Genomic DNA, 18,049 nt, shown 5'->3' with positions numbered 1-18,049 from the left:
TCCGGCCCCTGTGTCGTTGTCACCCTTCGTATCAGGGGTTCCGTTTGGCGTGGCAGGCATGCACAATGAGGGTGATCGGCCTCTCCGGTCGGCAGCACACACCTCTGAAGGGGAACACCATGGGTATCGAGGACGCGGTCAACAAGGGCAAAGAGCTCTTCGAGCAGAACAAGGACAAGATCGCCGAGGCGGTCAAGAGCGACCAGGCTGAAGACATCAGCGACAAGGTGCTCGACGGCGTCGCGGACTTCGCCAAGAAGATCGCGCCGGGTGCTGCGGACAAGATCGATGAGATCCGTGACGGCGCCGACAAGGCCGTCGGCAACGAGTAACGAAAACGTCAGAGAGCGGCGGCCCCCTTTCGGGGTCGCCGCTTTTCTCTGCCCGTCAAGGCTCGCTTTTCGCTCGGGCGATATGCCAGGATGAAACCGAGGTTGCTGCATCTCAGGACGCAGAACCGGAACGTTCATCCCGCATCATCGCGGGTGTGCGACGCCGCTGGGGCGTAACTCCCGGGGAGGGGAGCTGCTGACATCGTCAGCAACAACGGGGAGGCTACGCCATGCGTACGACCAGACTGTCGACGGCACACGGACGCGCGCGGGGGGTGTGGGCGTCGCTGGTGACGGCCACCGTCATCGCCGCCGGACTCGTGGTACCGGTGGCTCCGGCATTCGCGGCCGAGGGGGATCCCGAGTACTTGACGGTGTCGAAGAGCGTCGCCCCTGCACAGGTGTCGCCGGGGCAGCCGTTCACCTACACGATCGCGGTCAACTGCTCCGAGCAGTCGTGCCTCGATGCCTCGCTCCACGACGCACTGCCGGCGGAGCTCGCGGGCTACTCGATCCAGAATGTCTCCATGCAGCCCGGTGCGGCCAGCGTCGCGCGCGACGTGACCTGGACGGTCGACGGCGCAGTCGGTGCGACCGCGCCGTCGACCGTCACCGCAGACACCGTGCTCGACGTCGATTTCACCGGCGCGATCAGCGCCCCGGTCGGAACCGGTCTGCAGAACGGTCAGACATTCACCGTGACGATCACGTTGCAGGTGCCGTCGGATCTCCCGCCCGGGACCAAGACGATCACCAACAGCGCCCAGACGGAGGCCACCAACTCCGCGCCGGCGACGGACGACGCGACAATCACCGTGATCACCCCGGAGATCATCGACGTCGGTGTGACCAAGGACTGGTCTCCGTCGCCCCAGAGTTTCAATCCCGGATCTCCCTCCACGATCGATCTCGCGATCTCGAACGCGTCGAACGGTCCGGTCGAGACGCTCATCATGCAGGAGCCTTCGGTCGCCGAGGACGGCGCGACGACGCTCGATGCGAGCAACCCCTTCACGATCACCGACTTCACCGGTTTCGGCAACACGACTCTGCCGGTGGGCGCAGACGCGGTGCAGGTGGATCTCTACCTGCAGCAGGCCGATGGCACGTGGCAGTGGGTACCAGGGCCGCCGTCGTCCGTACCGGAGATCCCGGCAGGCGTGGATGTCGCCGAGATCGGCGGCATCCGACTGACCTACACCGGCACCGCGATCGCGGAGGGTGCGTCAGGCACCGTCGCTATCCAGGTCGAACAGCGTGCGACGCATCGGAACACCGACGCAGATCTGTCGACCTCGGTGCACGCCGTCGACAACACGGTGCGCGCCACCGCCGCCGTCGAGGGCCGCGATCCTGTGAGCGACAGCGCGGATGCCGACTACCGTGTGATCCCCGCGTCCATCGCCGCGGCCACGAGCAAGAGCATCTCCCCGGCCCGCATTGCGGCGGGCGACGATGCCCAATCGCGCATCGTCGGAACGAACACGTCGGATGTCGGCGTGAACGAGCTCCGCATCACCGATCTCGACTTCTTCGATGCGGAGATCACCTTCGGCGGGTTCACCTCGGCGCCGGTCTGGCCCGACGATGCTGACAGCGCCATCCTGCGCTACTACCCGCTCGATGGCAGCGACCCGGTCGATGTCGCCCTGACCGAGGGCGTCGTGCCCGCCGCTCCCGGGGTTGAGATCTCCGGGTTCGAATTCGTCTTCACCGCCGCCAACGGCGGCATCGCCTCCGGCGCCAACGCCGTGATCGACTTCACGATCCAGACGACGGAGGATGCGATCGGCGCAGATCCCCAGCGCACGGTGACGAACTCGGCCACCACCTCGGTCGTGGCGCAGAACGGCGTCGATGCGGAGGCCACGGACACAGCGGATCTGACGCTGCTCGAGCCGAAGATCGACGTGACGCTCACCAAGACGATCCGTCCCTCCGGATCCGTGGCGCCGGGTGAACCGGTCGTGACCGAGCTCGCGGCGCGCCTCACGACCACCTCCGACTACATCACCCCGAACAGGATCGTCGTCGAGGACGCGTGGACCGGCGAGGGTGGATTCTGGGATGCTTTCGATCTCACCTCGATCGCTCCGACGCAGGTCCCGTCGAACACGGCGCTGACCATCGAGATCCAGGACGCGAACGGTGACTGGCGCCAGTTGCAGGTCTTCCCCGCTCAGGCGCAGCCGCATCTGGTCTCGATGACGCAGGCCGAGATCGTGGCGGCGCTCCCGACCGGCGTCAGCATCGACGACGTCCGAGGCATCCGCTTCACCTTCGACAACATCGACCCGAAGGGTTTCCCGGCCGGTACGACGGTGACGCCGTACTTCGTCTCCGAGGCCCGCGGTGACCTCCGCAGCGGCGGCGATGTCGTTCCCAGCGACGACCAGCCCGTGGAATATGTCAACCAGGCGACGACGACCGGTACCGGAGAGACGGGCGGCGGTACCCCGCTGACCGACACCGACGCTGATGAAGACAGCGCGACGATCGAGACCGTCGCCAACGAGGGCACGATCGGGATCGACAAGCGCTGGAGCGAACCGACGGTCTCCGCGCAGTCGGGACAGTTGCGAGGGACGACGCTGAGCTGGCGCGTCGACCCCGGATTCGGTCGCATCAGCATCACCGACCCCGCCCCTGCTGTCGACGCGTTCGACCCGTCGAGTGCTCCGGGCGCGGTGGCCGGCACGGTCTACGACGCCTTCGACCTCGTGCGGATCGATGCGATCCCCGCGAACAGCACGCCTTTCAGCAACGGGTGGTACATGCGGTACGACATCGTCGACGCGGTGGAGTTGTTCGTCGGCGGCGCGTGGCAGACCGTCATCGCTCCCGCCGGAGGCTGGATCCAGAACGGCGCCTTCGTTGGTCATGTGCTGACCGACGCGCAGCGCGCGGATGCCACCGGTTTCCGCATCTCGCTGTCCCCGAATGATCAAGCGCGGGCTGATGCGGTGGCCGCGGGCGATCCGTTCGTCACGACCATCGGTGAGGGTGTGGGCTCGAGCAGCTCGGTGCGCACGTACGACCTCGTCTGGCAGATCCGCGATCAGAAGCGCTCGGATGGCGCATGGGTGATCGACGAGGAGACCTATAACACCGCTGATCAGGGACTCGTCGAGAACGACGTGCGCATCGACGGCGAAGGTCTCGTCACCGGCGAGGTGCAGAGCGACATCGACGCTGACACCATCCTGATCACGAACCCAGGCCCCGGGGTGTCGGTCCGCAAGTCCGTCACTCCGACGACTGCCCTGCATGTGCCGCGCGCAGGGTCAGCTCCCTCGACCTATCCGACCGCGCAGTTCACGCTCGAGGCCCGCAACGACTCGGTGTCGAAGGCCTCCTACATCCGTGTGACCGATCCGCCGGTGTGTGCCGACGGCGAGGCGATGGCCCTGTGCCAGAGCGCGGGCACCGCCGCCGGCGCGAAGGCCGATCCCTTCACGGAGAACATCGACTGGCTCACGGCCGCGGGACAGGGCAACCCGTTCGAGCGCTTCGATCTGCGAAAGGTCACGATCTCCGCGGCGATTCCCGCGCAGGTCGATCTCACCGCCAGCACCGTCTGGGTGCTGCGATATGCCGACGGCGAGTACACGACGCAGCAGACGACCGCTGCGGCTGTCAATGCGATGGATGCGACGGCCCTGGCCGACGTCGTCGGTGTGTCGGTCACCTTCCAGGGAACCGATCCCGCGACGACAGGGGGGACCATCACCGCGGCAAACGTGCTGCGCATCGTCATGGACACCCAGCTGCGCCCGCAGCTGCGCAGCACCGGCGAGCCGCAGACCGTGGCCGCCAACGACCGGGTCGGAGTGGCGAACCGCGTGTTCGCGCAGTCGTACGACCCGATCCTCAGCGATGGTGAGCTCACCGGAGGACGCGACGCGGTGGCCGTGACCCTCACGGGAGGCGATCTCAACGTCGCCCCGCGGAAGACCGTGTCGCCGAACGCGCTGACCGAACCGACGAAGGACACACCCGTGACGGTGACCCTCGGCGCCAACCAGGGCACCGATCCGGTGAGCACGCTGTCGCCGGCCGAAGTGCGCCTGACGGACGACGCCGAGAACTCTCCCGAGTTCTGGGACTCCTTCGACTTCACCGGTCTCGGCACGATCACCGCGCCAGCCGGAGCCGATCGGATCCGGGTGGCCGTCTTCGGGCCGTTCGGCGCGGACGGCGCGGACGAATGGGTCGAATCCGCCGCCACGACCATCGCGGGTGCGATCGTTCCTGTCGCGGCGGACCGTTTCGCGGAGATCGAGGGAGTCCGCTTCGCGTTCACGCGCGCGGACGGCGCCTTCTTCTCCCCGTCTGTGCCGGCGCCGCGCTGGACTGCCGCAGCGGCGTTCACCGTGCAGCTCCGCGACGAGTATCGGGGGAGCGGCGAACCTGTCGCGCTGTCCGGCGACGTGACGAACACGGTGACCGTGATCAGCGACCGCCTCAACGGCGAGACCTCGGCGGAGAAAACCACCGACGCCGTCATCGCTCTGAGTCCCGGGACGTTCCAGATCTCCGTGAACAAAAGGGTCAATGACGGCGCGAGTCATGTCGCCACGGCCGGAGACCTCGTGCCCTGGGACCTGTCGTTCACCAACACCGGTTCCGGCTATCTCACGATCGACGAACTCCGCGATCTGCTCCCGACGTACCTCGTGTATCTCGGTGACGCTCCGGTCTACACCGCCGATCCCGACGGGCTGCTGCCGGAGCCGGACAGCCTGGTCCCTGACGGTCAGGAACTCGTGTTCAGCTGGCCGGACGGGTCTCGCATGGCTCCGGGCGAGACGTTCTCCGTGCGAATCCTGCTGCAGCTCCAGCCCGGTCTCGGGATCGGGCAGCAGGCCATCAACACGATGACCGTGCACACCGACGAGAACCTGCAGTCGTGCACGAACTCGGTCACCGGCGGTTCGGTCACCGGCGCGTGGGCGGCCGACGACACGACCTGTGGGACGACGGATTACGTCACCCCGGCGAACGCGACGAGCCTGTTCGTCGTGAAGGGTGTGCGGGGCGAGCGCCAGGGCGCGATCTATCCGGGTCGGCCCGATGCGATCTGCCAGCAGAACCTCGTGGTCACGGGCGGCGCGTACTTCCGCTCCCCGTGTGCGGCCAACAGCGAGATCGGCGGGACCGACAGCTGGGTGCTGCGTGCCCAGAACGGCGGCACCAGCGAGATGGCCGAGATGGTCCTGTTCGACCAGCTGCCCGTCGCCGGGGATCGTTCGCTCATCTCCGGCGCGAGCCGTGGGTCGGCATACCGCCCGCAGATGCTCGACGACCTGGCGATCAACGCGCCGGCCGGGACCAGGACCGTGATCGAGGTCACCTCCTCGACCGGCGTGTGCACCGGCACGTGGGGCAACCTCGTCAACCAGGTGCCGTGCGCTCAGAACGGAGAGGTCTGGACGGCAGCCGACGCGGACACCGACTGGTCGAGCGTCTCCGGCATCCGCGTGAGCCTGGACTTCCGTACCACGAATGCCGGCGCGCTGACCCCTGGACAGTTCGTGGATGTGACGTACAGCAGTACCAACGTCGTCGCCTCGGCGGACAACCCGACCGGAGCGCCCTCTGCGGTTCCCGCGTCGGATTCCTTCGCGTGGAACCAGTTCGGGGTCAAATTCCGTGACGAGGATGAGACGACCTTCCAGCGCATCGCACCGTCTCGGGTCGGTGTGCACCTGGTGGTCGGCGCCCTTCGTGTCGACAAGCTGATCACGGGCGCGGCCGCGGACTACGCGGCCGACGCATTCCGTGCCGACGTCGTCTGCACGATCGACGGCGTTGAGCTGAACCTGGGTGCGGATGCGGTCGTGACGCTCGACGAAGGCAACGGCTACAGTCGCCGGATCGACGGTGTGCCCTTCGGCGCTTCCTGCACGATCACCGAGCAGGGGGAGATCGGCTCGTACGGAGAGGCGAGCCGCTCGGGTTCGCCCACGACGATCGAGATCACCGAGGTCGCGGATGCCGATGACGAGGTGCCGGCGGATGACGTCGTGCAGTTGGTCAACGACTACGCGTACTCCGGGCTCGCCGTGACGAAGATCGTCGCCACGGACGCGGTGGCGGGAGGCTTCGGTCCGTTCGACTTCACCCTCACGTGCACGAGCACCGCCGGCATCCCGGTCACATTCCCGGGCGGAATCACCGATGTCGCGTTCACGCTCAGCGACGGCGAGACCTACACCGCACCGGCGAACACGATCCCGGCCCGCTCCACGTGTGAGATCACCGAGGTCGGCAGCTCCGCCGCTGATGCGATCACGGTCACCGGCACCGGGGTCACCGACCTTGATGGCGGCGCCGCGGAGGTCGAGGTGGGAACGACGCCCGCCGAGGTCACGGTCACCAACAGCTATGACACCGGGGTGCTCACGGTCGTGAAGAACGTCGACGGTGAGGGGGCGGCCCTGTACGGTGCCGGTCCGTTCACCTTCACGGCGGTGTGCACGTACCGGGGGCAGGAGATCCTCGATCTCGAGTTCCCACTCGAGGCGAACAGCCAGCGCACCTTCGGACCGTACCCGACGAGCACCTCGTGCGTCGTTGAGGAGACGTTCTCCGCGGGCGCGACGCGTGCCTCGCTCGACCCGAGTGATGGAACGGTCGTCCTCGGCGAGGGCGTAGACCCCGCCTGGACGGTCACGGCGACGAACTCCTTCGACCTCACCTCGATCGTGGTGACGAAGGAGCGTATCGGCGACCTGGATGCCGAGGGGGCGGACGGCACCTTCACGGTGGAACTCGCCTGCACGATCCCCGCCTTCCGGAACGATGCTCTGATCGCCATTCCCGGAGGGGCCGTGCGCGAGCTCAGCGCCGCCGGGGGATACACGACGACCTACGATTCGCTCCCCGTCGGTGCATCGTGCGGGATCACGGAGACGGATGCGGGAACCGCAGTGCGTACGGCCATCACCGTGACGACGTCGACGGATGCGGCGCGGACGGCCGCCGGGACGGAGACATATGTCGACCTGGCCGGCGCGACCGCGGCGGCCGAGGTCACGATCACGAATGAGTTCGTCAAGGATCTGCCGCAGACCGGCTTCGCGGGTGGCCCGTGGGCCTGGTCGGCGATGCTCCTGCTGCTCGGTGGGGGAGCGCTCCTGCTGGTTCGCGGTGTGCGTCGTCGGAACGGTGTGCCGTCGGAGTGACGACACCGTCCTGACCGAGATCATCGGGGTGGGGTGCATCACGCATCCCACCCCGACACCGGATTGAGTTGTGGCGTTCTCGCAGCCTGTCCGACTAGAATGGGCTGAGCCGCCTGGGGATCTTGCGGCCTGGTACGCCGAAGGGGTTCGACGTACCGAAACTGCTCGACGAACGTCGGGCACAAAACTGGGGAATTGATTTTGGGGATCATCGTGCGTTGCGCGCCGTCTGTGCGCCGCCTCTCGACCCCGCCCGCGCGGCGGGTTCTCCGTCGCGCCCTCGAACGAGGATCCTGGCGTCCCTTCACGCCGGATTCCTCGCGTTCGGTGTGCCCCCTCGCACTGAACGCCCTCCCCAAGCGGGGCGAGGCATGGGGATGCCTCGCCCCGCTATCTCCTGCGATCTGACCTGATCGACGCCCTCGCGCGCGGGCATTCCCGAAGCGCGACACGCCCGGGTTTGCGCAAGTGAAATCAGGCATGGCAGAATAGACAGGTTCGACATTTCGGCGCGCTGTGCGTGTGCCGGATCACTGCCAGGGCAGTGCATAGACGGCGTCTCCTCCGGGAGGCTGCAGGGTTCTAGGCCGCGGGTAGCAGAACACAACCCCGACACCCTCATGATGAGGGCTCCGCCATGTGCGGCAGGCGTCGGCATCCTGCTCGTCGAGAGGCGTGCGGGCTGAAACAAGAACAGTGGTGCAGCAGATCGACTCGCGAGAGCCGTTCGAGTGCCGAGGCGCGAACAGCGCCGACGTGCGTCCAATGCCCCTGAGCCACCCGGATCAGGTCGGTAAGACGCTTAAAGAGAGTGAGCAGACAATGGCGGGACAGAAAATCCGCATTCGCCTGAAGTCGTATGACCACGAGGTCATCGACTCGTCGGCACGCAAGATCGTCGACACCGTGACCCGTGCGGGCGCGACCGTCGTCGGCCCCGTGCCGCTTCCGACCGAGAAGAACGTCGTGTGCGTCATCCGGTCGCCCCACAAGTACAAGGACAGCCGCGAGCACTTCGAGATGCGCACCCACAAGCGTCTGATCGACATCGTCGACCCGACGCCCAAGGCCGTCGACTCGCTGATGCGTCTCGACCTGCCTGCCGATGTCAACATCGAGATCAAGCTCTGAGGTCCGACATGGCTGACATCAACGCAAAGATTTCCAAGGGAATGCTGGGCACGAAGCTCGGCATGACCCAGGTGTGGAACGAGAGCGGCAAGCTCATCCCCGTCACCGTCATCGAACTCGCACCCAACGTGGTCACGCAGGTTCGTACGCCCGAGAAGGACGGCTACAACGCCGTGCAGATCGCGTACGGCCAGATCGACCCCCGCAAGGTGAACAAGCCCCTCTCGGCTCACTTCGAGGCCGCTGGCGTCACGCCGCGTCGCCACGTCACCGAGATCCGCACCGCGGACGCTGCTGACTACTCACTCGGTCAGGAGCTCACGGTCGACGGCACGTTCGACGCCGGACAGCTCGTCGACGTCGTCGGCACGAGCAAGGGCAAGGGCTTCGCCGGTGTCATGAAGCGTCACAACTTCAAGGGCGTCTCGGCATCGCACGGTTCGCACCGCAACCACCGCAAGCCCGGCTCCATCGGCGCATCGTCGACCCCGAGCCGCGTCTTCAAGGGCATGCGCATGGCCGGCCGTATGGGTGGCGAGCGCGTGACCGTCCTCAACCTCACGGTGCACGCCATCGACATCGAGAAGGGTCTGCTGCTCGTCAAGGGCGCTGTCCCCGGTGCTCGTGGCCGCATCGTCTATGTCCGCAACGCAGTGAAGGGTGCCTGAACATGGCTGACTCCACTCTCGCGCTCGACGTCCTCAAGGCAGACGGCAAGAAGGCTGGCTCGATCGAGCTGCCCGCCGCTCTGTTCGACGCCAAGACGAACATCCCGCTCATCCACCAGGTCGTCGTCGCGCAGCTCGCGGCGGCTCGCCAGGGCACGCACTCGACCAAGCGTCGTGGCGAGGTCTCCGGTGCCGGCCGCAAGCCCTTCAAGCAGAAGGGCACGGGTAACGCCCGTCAGGGTTCCATCCGCGCGCCGCACATGACCGGTGGTGGCATCGTCCACGGACCGAAGCCGCGTGACTACTCGCAGCGCACCCCCAAGAAGATGATCGCCGCCGCCCTCCTGGGCGCGCTCAGCGACCGCTTCCGCGGTGACCGCATCCACGCGATCGAGTCCTTCGGCATCGACGGTGCGCCTTCGACGAAGACCGCGGTGAACTTCCTCACCAACGTCGTCTCGTCGAAGAACGTGCTCGTGGTGACCGAGCGGGGCGACGACGTGACGCTGAAGAGCATCCGCAACCTGTCGAACCTGCACGTGCTGACGTTCGACCAGCTCAACGCCTACGACGTGCTCGTCTCCGACGACATCGTCTTCACCCAGGCCGCGCTCGAGGGCTTCATCGCCTCCAAGTCCGGCGCCAACCAGGAGGTCTCCGCATGAGCGAGCAGGCATCTGTTCTCCAGACGGCCCTGAACAAGGACCCGCGCGACATCATCCTGAAGCCGGTCGTGTCCGAGAAGAGCTACGGGCTCATCGATGAAGGCAAGTACACCTTCCTCGTCGACCCGCGCGCTTCGAAGACCGAGATCAAGCTCGCCATCGAGAAGATCTTCGGCGTCAAGGTCGCAGGGGTCAACACCCTCAACCGCGTGGGCAAGGCCCGCCGCACCCGCTTCGGCACCGGCAAGCGCAAGGACACCAAGCGCGCCATCGTCACCCTGAAGTCGGGCACCATCGACATCTTCACGGCAATCGGCTGATCCGGGGGATAAGGACAATAATGGCTATTCGCAAGTACAAGCCCACGACCCCGGGCCGTCGCGGCTCCTCGGTGGCTGACTTCGCCGAGATCACCCGATCGACGCCGGAGAAGTCGCTGCTGCGCCCGCTCTCGAAGACCGGTGGTCGTAACAACCAGGGCCGTATCACGACCCGTCACATCGGTGGTGGCCACAAGCGCCAGTACCGCGTCATCGACTTCCGTCGCAATGACAAGGACGGCGTCGACGCTCGGGTCGCTCACATCGAGTACGACCCCAACCGCACCGCGCGCATCGCGCTCCTGCACTACTTCGACGGAGAGAAGCGCTACATCCTCGCTCCGGCGAAGCTGAAGCAGGGCGACGTCATCGAGTCGGGTGCCGGGGCTGACATCAAGCCGGGAAACAACCTCCCGCTGAAGAACATCCCGACGGGTACCGTCATCCACGCGATCGAGCTCCGTCCCGGTGGCGGCGCGAAGATGGCACGTTCGGCCGGTGCATCCGTCCGTCTCGTCGCCAAGGATGGCAACTTCGCCCAGCTGCGTCTGCCCTCGGGCGAGATCCGCAACGTCGATGCGCGCTGCCGCGCGACCATCGGCGAGGTCGGCAACGCCGAGCAGTCGAACATCAACTGGGGTAAGGCCGGCCGCATGCGCTGGAAGGGCGTCCGCCCGACCGTCCGTGGTGTCGCCATGAACCCGGTCGATCACCCGCACGGTGGTGGTGAGGGTAAGACCTCTGGTGGTCGTCACCCCGTCTCCCCCTGGGGCCAGGCTGAGGGTCGCACCCGTCACGCCAACAAGGAAAGCGACAAGTACATCGTGCGTCGTCGTAACGCCGGCAAGAAGCGTAAGTAGGAGTAAGAGAAGATGCCTCGCAGTCTTAAGAAGGGCCCCTTCGTCGATGACCACCTGCTTCGCAAGGTGATTGTCCAGAACGAAGCCGGCACCAAGAACGTCATCAAGACCTGGTCCCGCCGGTCCATGATCATCCCGGCCATGCTGGGTCACACGATCGCGGTCCACGACGGTCGCAAGCACATCCCCGTGTTTGTGTCCGAGACCATGGTCGGCCACAAGTTGGGCGAGTTCGCGCCCACCCGCACCTTCCGCGGCCACGAGAAGGACGACAAGAAGGGGCGGCGCCGCTAATGGTCGAATCGATCGCACGCGTGAAGCACATTCGCGTGACCCCGCAGAAGGCTCGTCGTGTCGTCGCGCTCATCAAGGGCAAGCAGGCTCTCGAGGCCCTCGCCATCCTGAAGTTCGCAGCGCAGAGCGCCAGCGAGCCGATCTACAAGCTTGTCGCGTCGGCCATGGCCAACGCACAGGTGAAGGCGGATCGCGACGGAGAGTTCTTCGACGAGCAGGACCTGTACGTGGCGAACGCCTACGTCGACGAGGGCACGACGCTCAAGCGTTTCCAGCCCCGTGCACAGGGTCGCGCTTTCCAGATCAAGAAGCGCACGAGCCACATCACGGTCGTGCTCTCGACGCCTGAGGCAGCCCCGGCCGCCGCGGGCGACAGCAACAAGAAGGCGAGCAAGTAATGGGACAGAAGGTAAACCCGTACGGCTTCCGCCTCGGAATCACCACCGACCACGTGTCGCGCTGGTTCTCGGACTCGACGAAGAAGGGTCAGCGTTACGCCGACTACGTCGCCGAGGACATCAAGATCCGTCGCCTGCTGCAGACGCAGCTGGACCGAGCCGGTGTCTCGAACATCGAGATCGAGCGCACCCGCGACCGTGTCCGCGTCGACATCCACACCGCCCGTCCGGGCATCGTGATCGGTCGTCGTGGTGCTGAGGCCGAGCGTATCCGTGGCGACCTCGAGAAGCTCTCGGGCAAGCAGATCCAGCTGAACATCCTCGAGGTCAAGAACCCCGAGGCTGACGCTCAGCTCGTCGCACAGGGCATCGCCGAGCAGCTCTCTGCTCGCGTGGCGTTCCGTCGTGCGATGCGCAAGGGTCTCCAGGGCGCGCAGCGCGCTGGTGCCAAGGGCATCCGCATCCAGGTCTCCGGCCGCCTCGGCGGCGCCGAGATGAGCCGCTCGGAGTTCTACCGCGAAGGCCGTGTGCCGCTGCACACGCTCCGCGCGAACATCGACTACGGCTTCTACGAGGCCAAGACGACCTTCGGCCGCATCGGTGTGAAGGTCTGGATCTACAAGGGTGACCTGACGGCCAAGGAGCTCGCTCGCGAGCAGGCCAACGCACCCAAGTCCCGTCGTGACGACCGTGGTGGCGACCGCCGCCGCGCGCCGCGCAACGAGGCACCTGTCGCAGAAGGAGCGTCGGCATAATGCTCATCCCTCGTAAGGTCAAGTTCCGCAAGCAGCACCACCCGGGTCGCTCGGGTCAGGCTACCGGCGGCACGAAGGTCTCCTTCGGTGACTACGGCATCCAGGCCCTGACGCCTGCCTACGTGACGAACCGTCAGATCGAGTCCGCTCGTATCGCGGTCACGCGTCACATCAAGCGTGGCGGCAAGGTGTGGATCAACATCTACCCGGACCGCCCGCTCACGAAGAAGCCTGCGGAAACCCGCATGGGTTCCGGTAAGGGTTCGCCCGAGTGGTGGGTCGCCAACGTCAAGCCGGGTCGCGTCCTCTTCGAGGTCGGCGGCGTGAGCGAGGAACTCGCCCGCGAAGCACTGACCCGAGCAATTCACAAGCTGCCGTTGAAGGCACGCATCATCAAGCGCGAGGAGGGCGACGCGTAATGGCGATCGGCACCAAGGAGCTCGCTCCTACAGAGCTCGACACGTTCGAAGACCAGCGCCTCGTCGAGGAGCTGCGTAAGGCCAAGGAGGAGCTGTTCAACCTCCGTTTCCAGTCGGCCACCGGCCAGCTGGAGAGCCACGGCCGCATCCGCGCCGTCAAGCGCGACATCGCGCGTCTCTACACCGTGATCCGCGAACGCGAGCTGGGCATCCGTGCGACGCCCGCTCCGGTCGAGGTTCCGGCGAAGAAGGCGTCCAAGTCGAAGGCGAAGAAGGCGGATGCCGCCGACGACGCCGTGAAGGAAGAGGCTGAGTGATGGCCACCAAGAAGGAAGCCGCCGTCGAGGCTGAGCACGCTGCTCACGATGTGCGCGATGCGGATGCCCGTGGGTACCGCAAGTCGCGTCGTGGCTACGTCGTCAGCGACAAGATGGACAAGACCATCGTGGTCGAGGTCGAGGACCGCGTGAAGCACCCGCTTTACGGCAAGGTCATCCGCCGCACCTCGAAGGTCAAGGCGCACGATGAGGCGAACACCGCCGGCATCGGCGACCTGGTCCTGATCAACGAGACCCGCCCGCTCAGCGCCACGAAGCGCTGGCGCCTGGTGGAGATTCTGGAGAAGGCCAAGTGATTCAGCAGGAATCCCGACTCAAGGTTGCCGACAACACCGGCGCCAAGGAGCTGCTCACCATCCGCGTGCTCGGTGGCTCGAAGCGTCGTTACGCCGGCCTCGGTGACACCATCGTCGCAACCGTCAAGGACGCGATCCCCGGTGGCAACGTCAAGAAGGGTGATGTCGTCAAGGCGGTCATCGTCCGCACCAAGAAGGAGGTCCGTCGTCCGGACGGCTCCTACATCAAGTTCGACGAGAACGCCGCCGTCATCCTGAAGAACGACGGGGAGCCCCGCGGCACCCGTATCTTCGGACCGGTCGGTCGTGAGCTTCGTGACAAGAAGTTCATGAAGATCGTCTCGCTGGCGCCGGAGGTCATCTAATCATGGCGAAGATCAAGAAGGGTGACCTGGTTCAGGTCATCACCGGAGCCACGCAGGAGCGTGGCGGAGACCGCGGTAAGCAGGGCAAGGTCCTCGAGATCCTGGCCGAGAAGAACCGCGTCATCGTCGAGGGCGTGAACTACGTCACCAAGCACACCCGCGTCGGACAGACGCAGCGTGGCACCAAGACGGGCGGCCTCGAGACTGTCGAGGCCTCCATCCACATTTCGAACGTCGCCGTCGTCGACCCTTCGACCAAGAAGCCGACCAAGGTCGGCCACCGGGTCGAGGAGCAGGTCAAGGACGGCGTGAAGCGCAACGTCCGCGTGCGTTTCGCGAAGAAGTCAGGTAAGGACCTCTGATGGCAGCTACTGACGCTGCGGAGGCTGTCAAGGTGCAGCCCCGCCTGAAGGCGAAGTACAACTCCGAGATCAAGAAGGCTCTGCAGGAGGAGTTCGGTTACGCGAACGTCATGCAGACCCCCGGACTGGTCAAGGTCGTCGTGAACACCGGTGTCGGCGAGGCAGCTCGCGACAGCAAGGTGATCGACGGCGCGATCGACGATCTCACCAAGATCACCGGTCAGAAGCCGCTCGTCACGAAGGCTCGCAAGTCGATCGCGCAGTTCAAGCTGCGCGAGGGACAGGCCATCGGCGCGCACGTGACCCTTCGTGGTGACCGCGCGTGGGAGTTCCTGGACCGCCTCGTCTCGCTCGCACTGCCCCGTATCCGCGACTTCCGCGGTCTCTCGGGCAAGCAGTTCGACGGGAACGGCAACTACACCTTCGGTCTCCAGGAGCAGAGCGTGTTCCACGAGATCGATCAGGACAAGATCGACCGGGTTCGCGGTTTCGACATCACTGTCGTCACCACCGCGAAGACGGATGACGAGGGTCGGGCACTGCTCCGTCACCTCGGCTTCCCGTTCCGCTCGGAAGACGCACAGGCGTGACGTCTCGACAGGCTCGGCGGCCCTCGGCGGCCGAGCCTGTCGAAGCACTCGCCTGAGTGCACGTACAATTGAAGATTGCGTGCTCATCGCAGGCCGTCTGTCGTGTAACGGCAGCCGGAACCTCATGAACAAAGGAACAACACAATGACAATGACAGACCCGGTCGCAGATCTGCTGACCCGTCTGCGTAACGCGAACTCGGCGCACCACGACTCCGTGACCCTGCCGTCGAGCAAGCTCAAGACGCACATCGCCGACATCCTCCAGCGTGAGGGTTACATCGCCGGTTGGGAGACTTCTGACGCTCGCGTCGGCAAGAACCTCACGCTGACGCTGAAGTACGGCCCGAACCGTGAGCGCTCCATCGCAGGCATCAAGCGTGTCTCGAAGCCCGGCCTCCGCGTCTACGCGAAGTCCACCGAGCTCCCCACGGTCCTCGGCGGCCTCGGCGTGGCCATCCTGTCCACCTCCTCCGGTCTTCTCACCGACCGTCAGGCAGAGCAGAAGGGCGTGGGCGGAGAAGTCATCGCCTACGTGTGGTAATCGAACATGTCGCGTATTGGACGACTTCCCATCGACGTGCCTGCGGGCGTCACCATTTCGGTTGACGGCCGTGAGGTCGCGGTGAAGGGCCCCAAGGGTGAGCTCACGCTCACGCTGGCCAACCCCATCGAGGTCTCGGTCGAGGAGAACCAGGTTCTGGTCTCCCGTCCGGACGACGAGCGCGAGTCCCGGTCGCTTCACGGCCTGACCCGCACGCTCATCAACAACAACATCATCGGCGTGACCCAGGGCTACACCAAGGGTCTCGAGGTCGTCGGAACCGGTTACCGCGTGGCTCAGAAGGGCAGCTCGGTCGAGTTCGCCCTGGGCTTCTCGCACCCGGTCCTGATCGATCCTCCCGCCGGGATCACGTTCACGGTCGAGGGCACGAACAAGCTCACCGTCAGCGGGATCGACAAGCAGGCTGTCGGCGAGGCAGCTGCAAACATCCGCAAGATCCGCAAGCCCGAGCCGTACAAGGGCAAGGGTGTTCGCTACGCCGGCGAGGTCGTGCGTCGCAAGGCCGGAAAGAGTGGTAAGTAACCATGGCTCTCAAGTCAAAGTCTGACGCCCGCGCGCGTCGTCACGCCCGCCTTCGCAAGAAGGTCGTCGGCACCGAGGTGCGCCCGCGCCTCGTCGTCAACCGTTCGGCTCGCCACGTCTTCGTGCAGCTCGTCGACGACAGCAAGGGTCACACCGTGGCGTCGGCATCGACGCTCGAGACCGACCTGCGTTCGCTCGAGGGTGACAAGACCGCCAAGGCCCGCAAGGTCGGCGAGCTTCTCGCCGAGCGCGCGAAGGCTGCCGGCGTTTCCGAGGCAGTGTTCGACCGTGGTGGCAACCGCTACGCCGGCCGTGTCGCAGCCATCGCCGATGGCGCCCGTGAAGGGGGGCTGGCACTGTGAGTGACAACAAGGAGAACGAAGTGACCGAAACGGCTGCTGCCGCTCCCGAGACGGCTGCTGTCGTCTCTGAGACGGCCGCCGGTACGACCCAGGCCGAGCCTGCTCGCGAAGGCCGCCGCGGTGGCGGTGGCGGTCGCGATCGCAACCAGGGTGGCGGCCGTGACCGCAACTCGCGTGACCGTGGGGACAACCAGTTCCTCGAGCGCGTCGTGACCATCAACCGCGTCTCCAAGGTCGTCAAGGGTGGTCGTCGCTTCAGCTTCACCGCTCTCGTGGTCGTCGGTGACGGCAACGGTCTGGTCGGTGTCGGCTACGGCAAGGCCCGCGAGGTCCCTCTGGCGATCTCGAAGGGTGTCGAAGAGGCCAAGCGCAACTTCTTCCGCGTTCCGCGCGTCGGCGTCACCATCCCGCACCCCGTGCAGGGTGAGGCCGCTGCCGGCGTCGTGCTGCTGCGTCCCGCATCGGGCGGTACCGGTGTTATCGCCGGTGGTCCGGTTCGCGCCGTGCTCGAGTGCGCCGGTATCCACGACGTGCTGTCGAAGTCGCTCGGCTCGTCGAACACGATCAACATCGTGCACGCGACCGTCGCTGCCCTGAAGCAGCTCGAGGAGCCCCGTGCGGTCGCCGCACGTCGTGGCCTCGAGTTCGACCAGGTGGCACCGGCGCGTCTCGTTCGTGCGGAGGCTGACGCCATCGCCGCACAGAAGGTAGGTGCCTGATGGCTTCGCGCCTCAAGGTCACGCAGATCAAGTCCAAGGTGAGCGAGAAGCAGAACCAGCGTGACACGCTGCGCAGCCTCGGTCTCAAGCGAATCGGCGACAGCACCGTTCGCCCCGACGACGCGCAGAACCGCGGGTACGTCAAGACCGTCGCACACCTCGTCAAGGTTGAGGAGATTGACTAATGGCTGAGAAGAACGAAGCCGTCGAGGCCGAGAAGGCCCCGAAGAAGGCAGCGGCTCCCAAGGCTGCCGCCGAGAAGAAGCCCGCAGCGAAGAAGGCGCCGGCCAAGGCCGCCGCGTCCGACGCCAAGGCTGAGGCTCCCGCCAAGAAGCCCGCCGCCAAGAAGGCTGCGCCGAAGAAGGATGCTCCGGCATCCCGCCCCGGCGTGCTGAAGGTGCACCACCTGCGTCCGGTTCCCGGCGCCAACACCGCGAAGACCCGTGTCGGTCGCGGTGAGGGCTCCAAGGGTAAGACCGCTGGTCGTGGAACCAAGGGCACCAAGGCGCGCAACACCGTTCGCGTCGGCTTCGAGGGTGGGCAGATGCCTCTGCACATGCGCACCCCGAAGCTGCGCGGGTTCAAGAACCCGTTCCGCGTGGAGTACCAGGTCGTGAACCTGGAGAAGCTCGCGGAGCTGTACCCGAAGGGTGGCGATGTCACCATCGGCGACCTGGTCGCCAAGGGTGCCGTTCGCAAGAACGAGAAGGTCAAGGTTCTCGGAAACGGCGACATCGCCGTGAAGCTCACCGTTTCGGTCGACAAGGTCTCGGGTTCTGCCGAGCAGAAGATCGTTGCTGCGGGCGGATCCGTCAAGTAACCACTACGCAAGAGGGGCCGGAGATTCTCCGGCCCCTCTTGTGGTTAGTCTCCCCGGCTCGTCCGGGTAGGTTACCCTGGTC

General features: G+C 65.9%; 22 protein-coding genes. All 22 read left to right on the top strand.

Annotated elements, in window-relative coordinates; all coding sequences use genetic code 11:
• Window positions 1-119 precede the first annotated feature (119 nt).
• The 22 genes from P0Y60_15610 (at window position 120) to rplO (ending at window position 17,967) form a co-directional block, all read left to right on the top strand.
• Entirely contained in the window at window positions 120-332 is a 213-nt protein-coding gene (locus P0Y60_15610; protein WEK60707.1) for a hypothetical protein, read from the top strand.
• Between the two features lie 230 nt (window positions 333-562).
• Window positions 563-7,519 carry a DUF5979 domain-containing protein gene (locus tag P0Y60_15605; GenBank protein WEK60706.1) on the top strand — a complete coding sequence of 2,319 codons (6,957 nt, stop codon included), beginning with the start codon at window positions 563-565 and terminating at the stop codon, window positions 7,517-7,519.
• Window positions 7,520-8,341: 822 nt separating this feature from the next.
• The gene (rpsJ, locus tag P0Y60_15600; GenBank protein WEK62934.1) at window positions 8,342-8,650 is read left to right on the top strand and encodes a 30S ribosomal protein S10; all 309 of its coding nucleotides are present in this window, start codon (window positions 8,342-8,344) and stop codon (window positions 8,648-8,650) included.
• A gap of 8 nt (window positions 8,651-8,658) precedes the next feature.
• Complete coding sequence (gene rplC, locus P0Y60_15595; GenBank protein ID WEK60705.1) at window positions 8,659-9,318, top strand: 50S ribosomal protein L3; 660 nt, start codon at window positions 8,659-8,661, stop codon at window positions 9,316-9,318.
• Between the two features lie 2 nt (window positions 9,319-9,320).
• The gene (rplD, locus tag P0Y60_15590; protein WEK60704.1) at window positions 9,321-9,983 is read left to right on the top strand and encodes a 50S ribosomal protein L4; all 663 of its coding nucleotides are present in this window, start codon (window positions 9,321-9,323) and stop codon (window positions 9,981-9,983) included.
• Window positions 9,980-10,303, top strand: coding sequence for a 50S ribosomal protein L23 (gene rplW / locus P0Y60_15585; GenBank protein WEK60703.1), 324 nt, complete (start codon window positions 9,980-9,982; stop codon window positions 10,301-10,303). The genes rplD and rplW overlap by 4 nt, the downstream gene beginning before the upstream one ends.
• 20 nt (window positions 10,304-10,323) lie before the next feature.
• A complete protein-coding gene (gene rplB, locus P0Y60_15580) occupies window positions 10,324-11,163 on the top strand; it encodes a 50S ribosomal protein L2 (protein ID WEK60702.1) in 840 nt (279 codons plus the stop codon).
• Between the two features lie 12 nt (window positions 11,164-11,175).
• Window positions 11,176-11,457 carry a 30S ribosomal protein S19 gene (gene rpsS / locus P0Y60_15575; GenBank protein ID WEK60701.1) on the top strand — a complete coding sequence of 94 codons (282 nt, stop codon included), beginning with the start codon at window positions 11,176-11,178 and terminating at the stop codon, window positions 11,455-11,457.
• Entirely contained in the window at window positions 11,457-11,855 is a 399-nt protein-coding gene (gene rplV, locus P0Y60_15570) for a 50S ribosomal protein L22 (GenBank protein ID WEK60700.1), read from the top strand. The genes rpsS and rplV overlap by 1 nt, the downstream gene beginning before the upstream one ends.
• Window positions 11,855-12,610 carry a 30S ribosomal protein S3 gene (gene rpsC, locus P0Y60_15565; GenBank protein ID WEK60699.1) on the top strand — a complete coding sequence of 252 codons (756 nt, stop codon included), beginning with the start codon at window positions 11,855-11,857 and terminating at the stop codon, window positions 12,608-12,610. Before rplV ends, rpsC begins: the two co-directional genes overlap by 1 nt.
• Window positions 12,610-13,029 (top strand): 50S ribosomal protein L16, encoded by a 420-nt coding sequence (gene rplP, locus P0Y60_15560; GenBank protein WEK60698.1) that lies wholly within the window; start codon window positions 12,610-12,612, stop codon window positions 13,027-13,029. Before rpsC ends, rplP begins: the two co-directional genes overlap by 1 nt.
• A complete protein-coding gene (rpmC, locus tag P0Y60_15555; protein WEK60697.1) occupies window positions 13,029-13,346 on the top strand; it encodes a 50S ribosomal protein L29 in 318 nt (105 codons plus the stop codon). The genes rplP and rpmC overlap by 1 nt, the downstream gene beginning before the upstream one ends.
• The gene (gene rpsQ, locus P0Y60_15550; protein WEK60696.1) at window positions 13,346-13,663 is read left to right on the top strand and encodes a 30S ribosomal protein S17; all 318 of its coding nucleotides are present in this window, start codon (window positions 13,346-13,348) and stop codon (window positions 13,661-13,663) included. The genes rpmC and rpsQ overlap by 1 nt, the downstream gene beginning before the upstream one ends.
• A complete protein-coding gene (rplN, locus tag P0Y60_15545) occupies window positions 13,660-14,028 on the top strand; it encodes a 50S ribosomal protein L14 (GenBank protein WEK60695.1) in 369 nt (122 codons plus the stop codon). The genes rpsQ and rplN overlap by 4 nt, the downstream gene beginning before the upstream one ends.
• A gap of 2 nt (window positions 14,029-14,030) precedes the next feature.
• A complete protein-coding gene (gene rplX / locus P0Y60_15540) occupies window positions 14,031-14,390 on the top strand; it encodes a 50S ribosomal protein L24 (GenBank protein WEK60694.1) in 360 nt (119 codons plus the stop codon).
• Window positions 14,390-14,980, top strand: a complete 591-nt coding sequence (rplE, locus tag P0Y60_15535; GenBank protein ID WEK60693.1) for a 50S ribosomal protein L5 — start codon at window positions 14,390-14,392, stop codon at window positions 14,978-14,980. The genes rplX and rplE overlap by 1 nt, the downstream gene beginning before the upstream one ends.
• A 144-nt stretch (window positions 14,981-15,124) precedes the next feature.
• Window positions 15,125-15,523 (top strand): 30S ribosomal protein S8, encoded by a 399-nt coding sequence (gene rpsH, locus P0Y60_15530; GenBank protein ID WEK60692.1) that lies wholly within the window; start codon window positions 15,125-15,127, stop codon window positions 15,521-15,523.
• A gap of 6 nt (window positions 15,524-15,529) precedes the next feature.
• Window positions 15,530-16,066 carry a 50S ribosomal protein L6 gene (gene rplF, locus P0Y60_15525; protein WEK60691.1) on the top strand — a complete coding sequence of 179 codons (537 nt, stop codon included), beginning with the start codon at window positions 15,530-15,532 and terminating at the stop codon, window positions 16,064-16,066.
• Window positions 16,067-16,068: 2 nt separating this feature from the next.
• Window positions 16,069-16,428: a 50S ribosomal protein L18 gene (rplR, locus tag P0Y60_15520; GenBank protein ID WEK60690.1), complete on the top strand. Its 360-nt coding sequence runs from the start codon at window positions 16,069-16,071 to the stop codon at window positions 16,426-16,428.
• Window positions 16,429-16,448: 20 nt separating this feature from the next.
• Window positions 16,449-17,147 carry a 30S ribosomal protein S5 gene (gene rpsE, locus P0Y60_15515; GenBank protein ID WEK60689.1) on the top strand — a complete coding sequence of 233 codons (699 nt, stop codon included), beginning with the start codon at window positions 16,449-16,451 and terminating at the stop codon, window positions 17,145-17,147.
• A complete protein-coding gene (gene rpmD / locus P0Y60_15510) occupies window positions 17,147-17,332 on the top strand; it encodes a 50S ribosomal protein L30 (GenBank protein WEK60688.1) in 186 nt (61 codons plus the stop codon). Before rpsE ends, rpmD begins: the two co-directional genes overlap by 1 nt.
• Entirely contained in the window at window positions 17,332-17,967 is a 636-nt protein-coding gene (gene rplO / locus P0Y60_15505; protein ID WEK60687.1) for a 50S ribosomal protein L15, read from the top strand. The genes rpmD and rplO overlap by 1 nt, the downstream gene beginning before the upstream one ends.
• Window positions 17,968-18,049 lie beyond the last annotated feature (82 nt).

The organism is Candidatus Microbacterium colombiense (assembly GCA_029203165.1).
GTDB lineage: Bacteria > Actinomycetota > Actinomycetes > Actinomycetales > Microbacteriaceae > Microbacterium > Microbacterium colombiense.
Note: the sequence above shows the minus strand (reverse complement) of the source record. Positions and strands in the feature narration are given on the sequence as shown.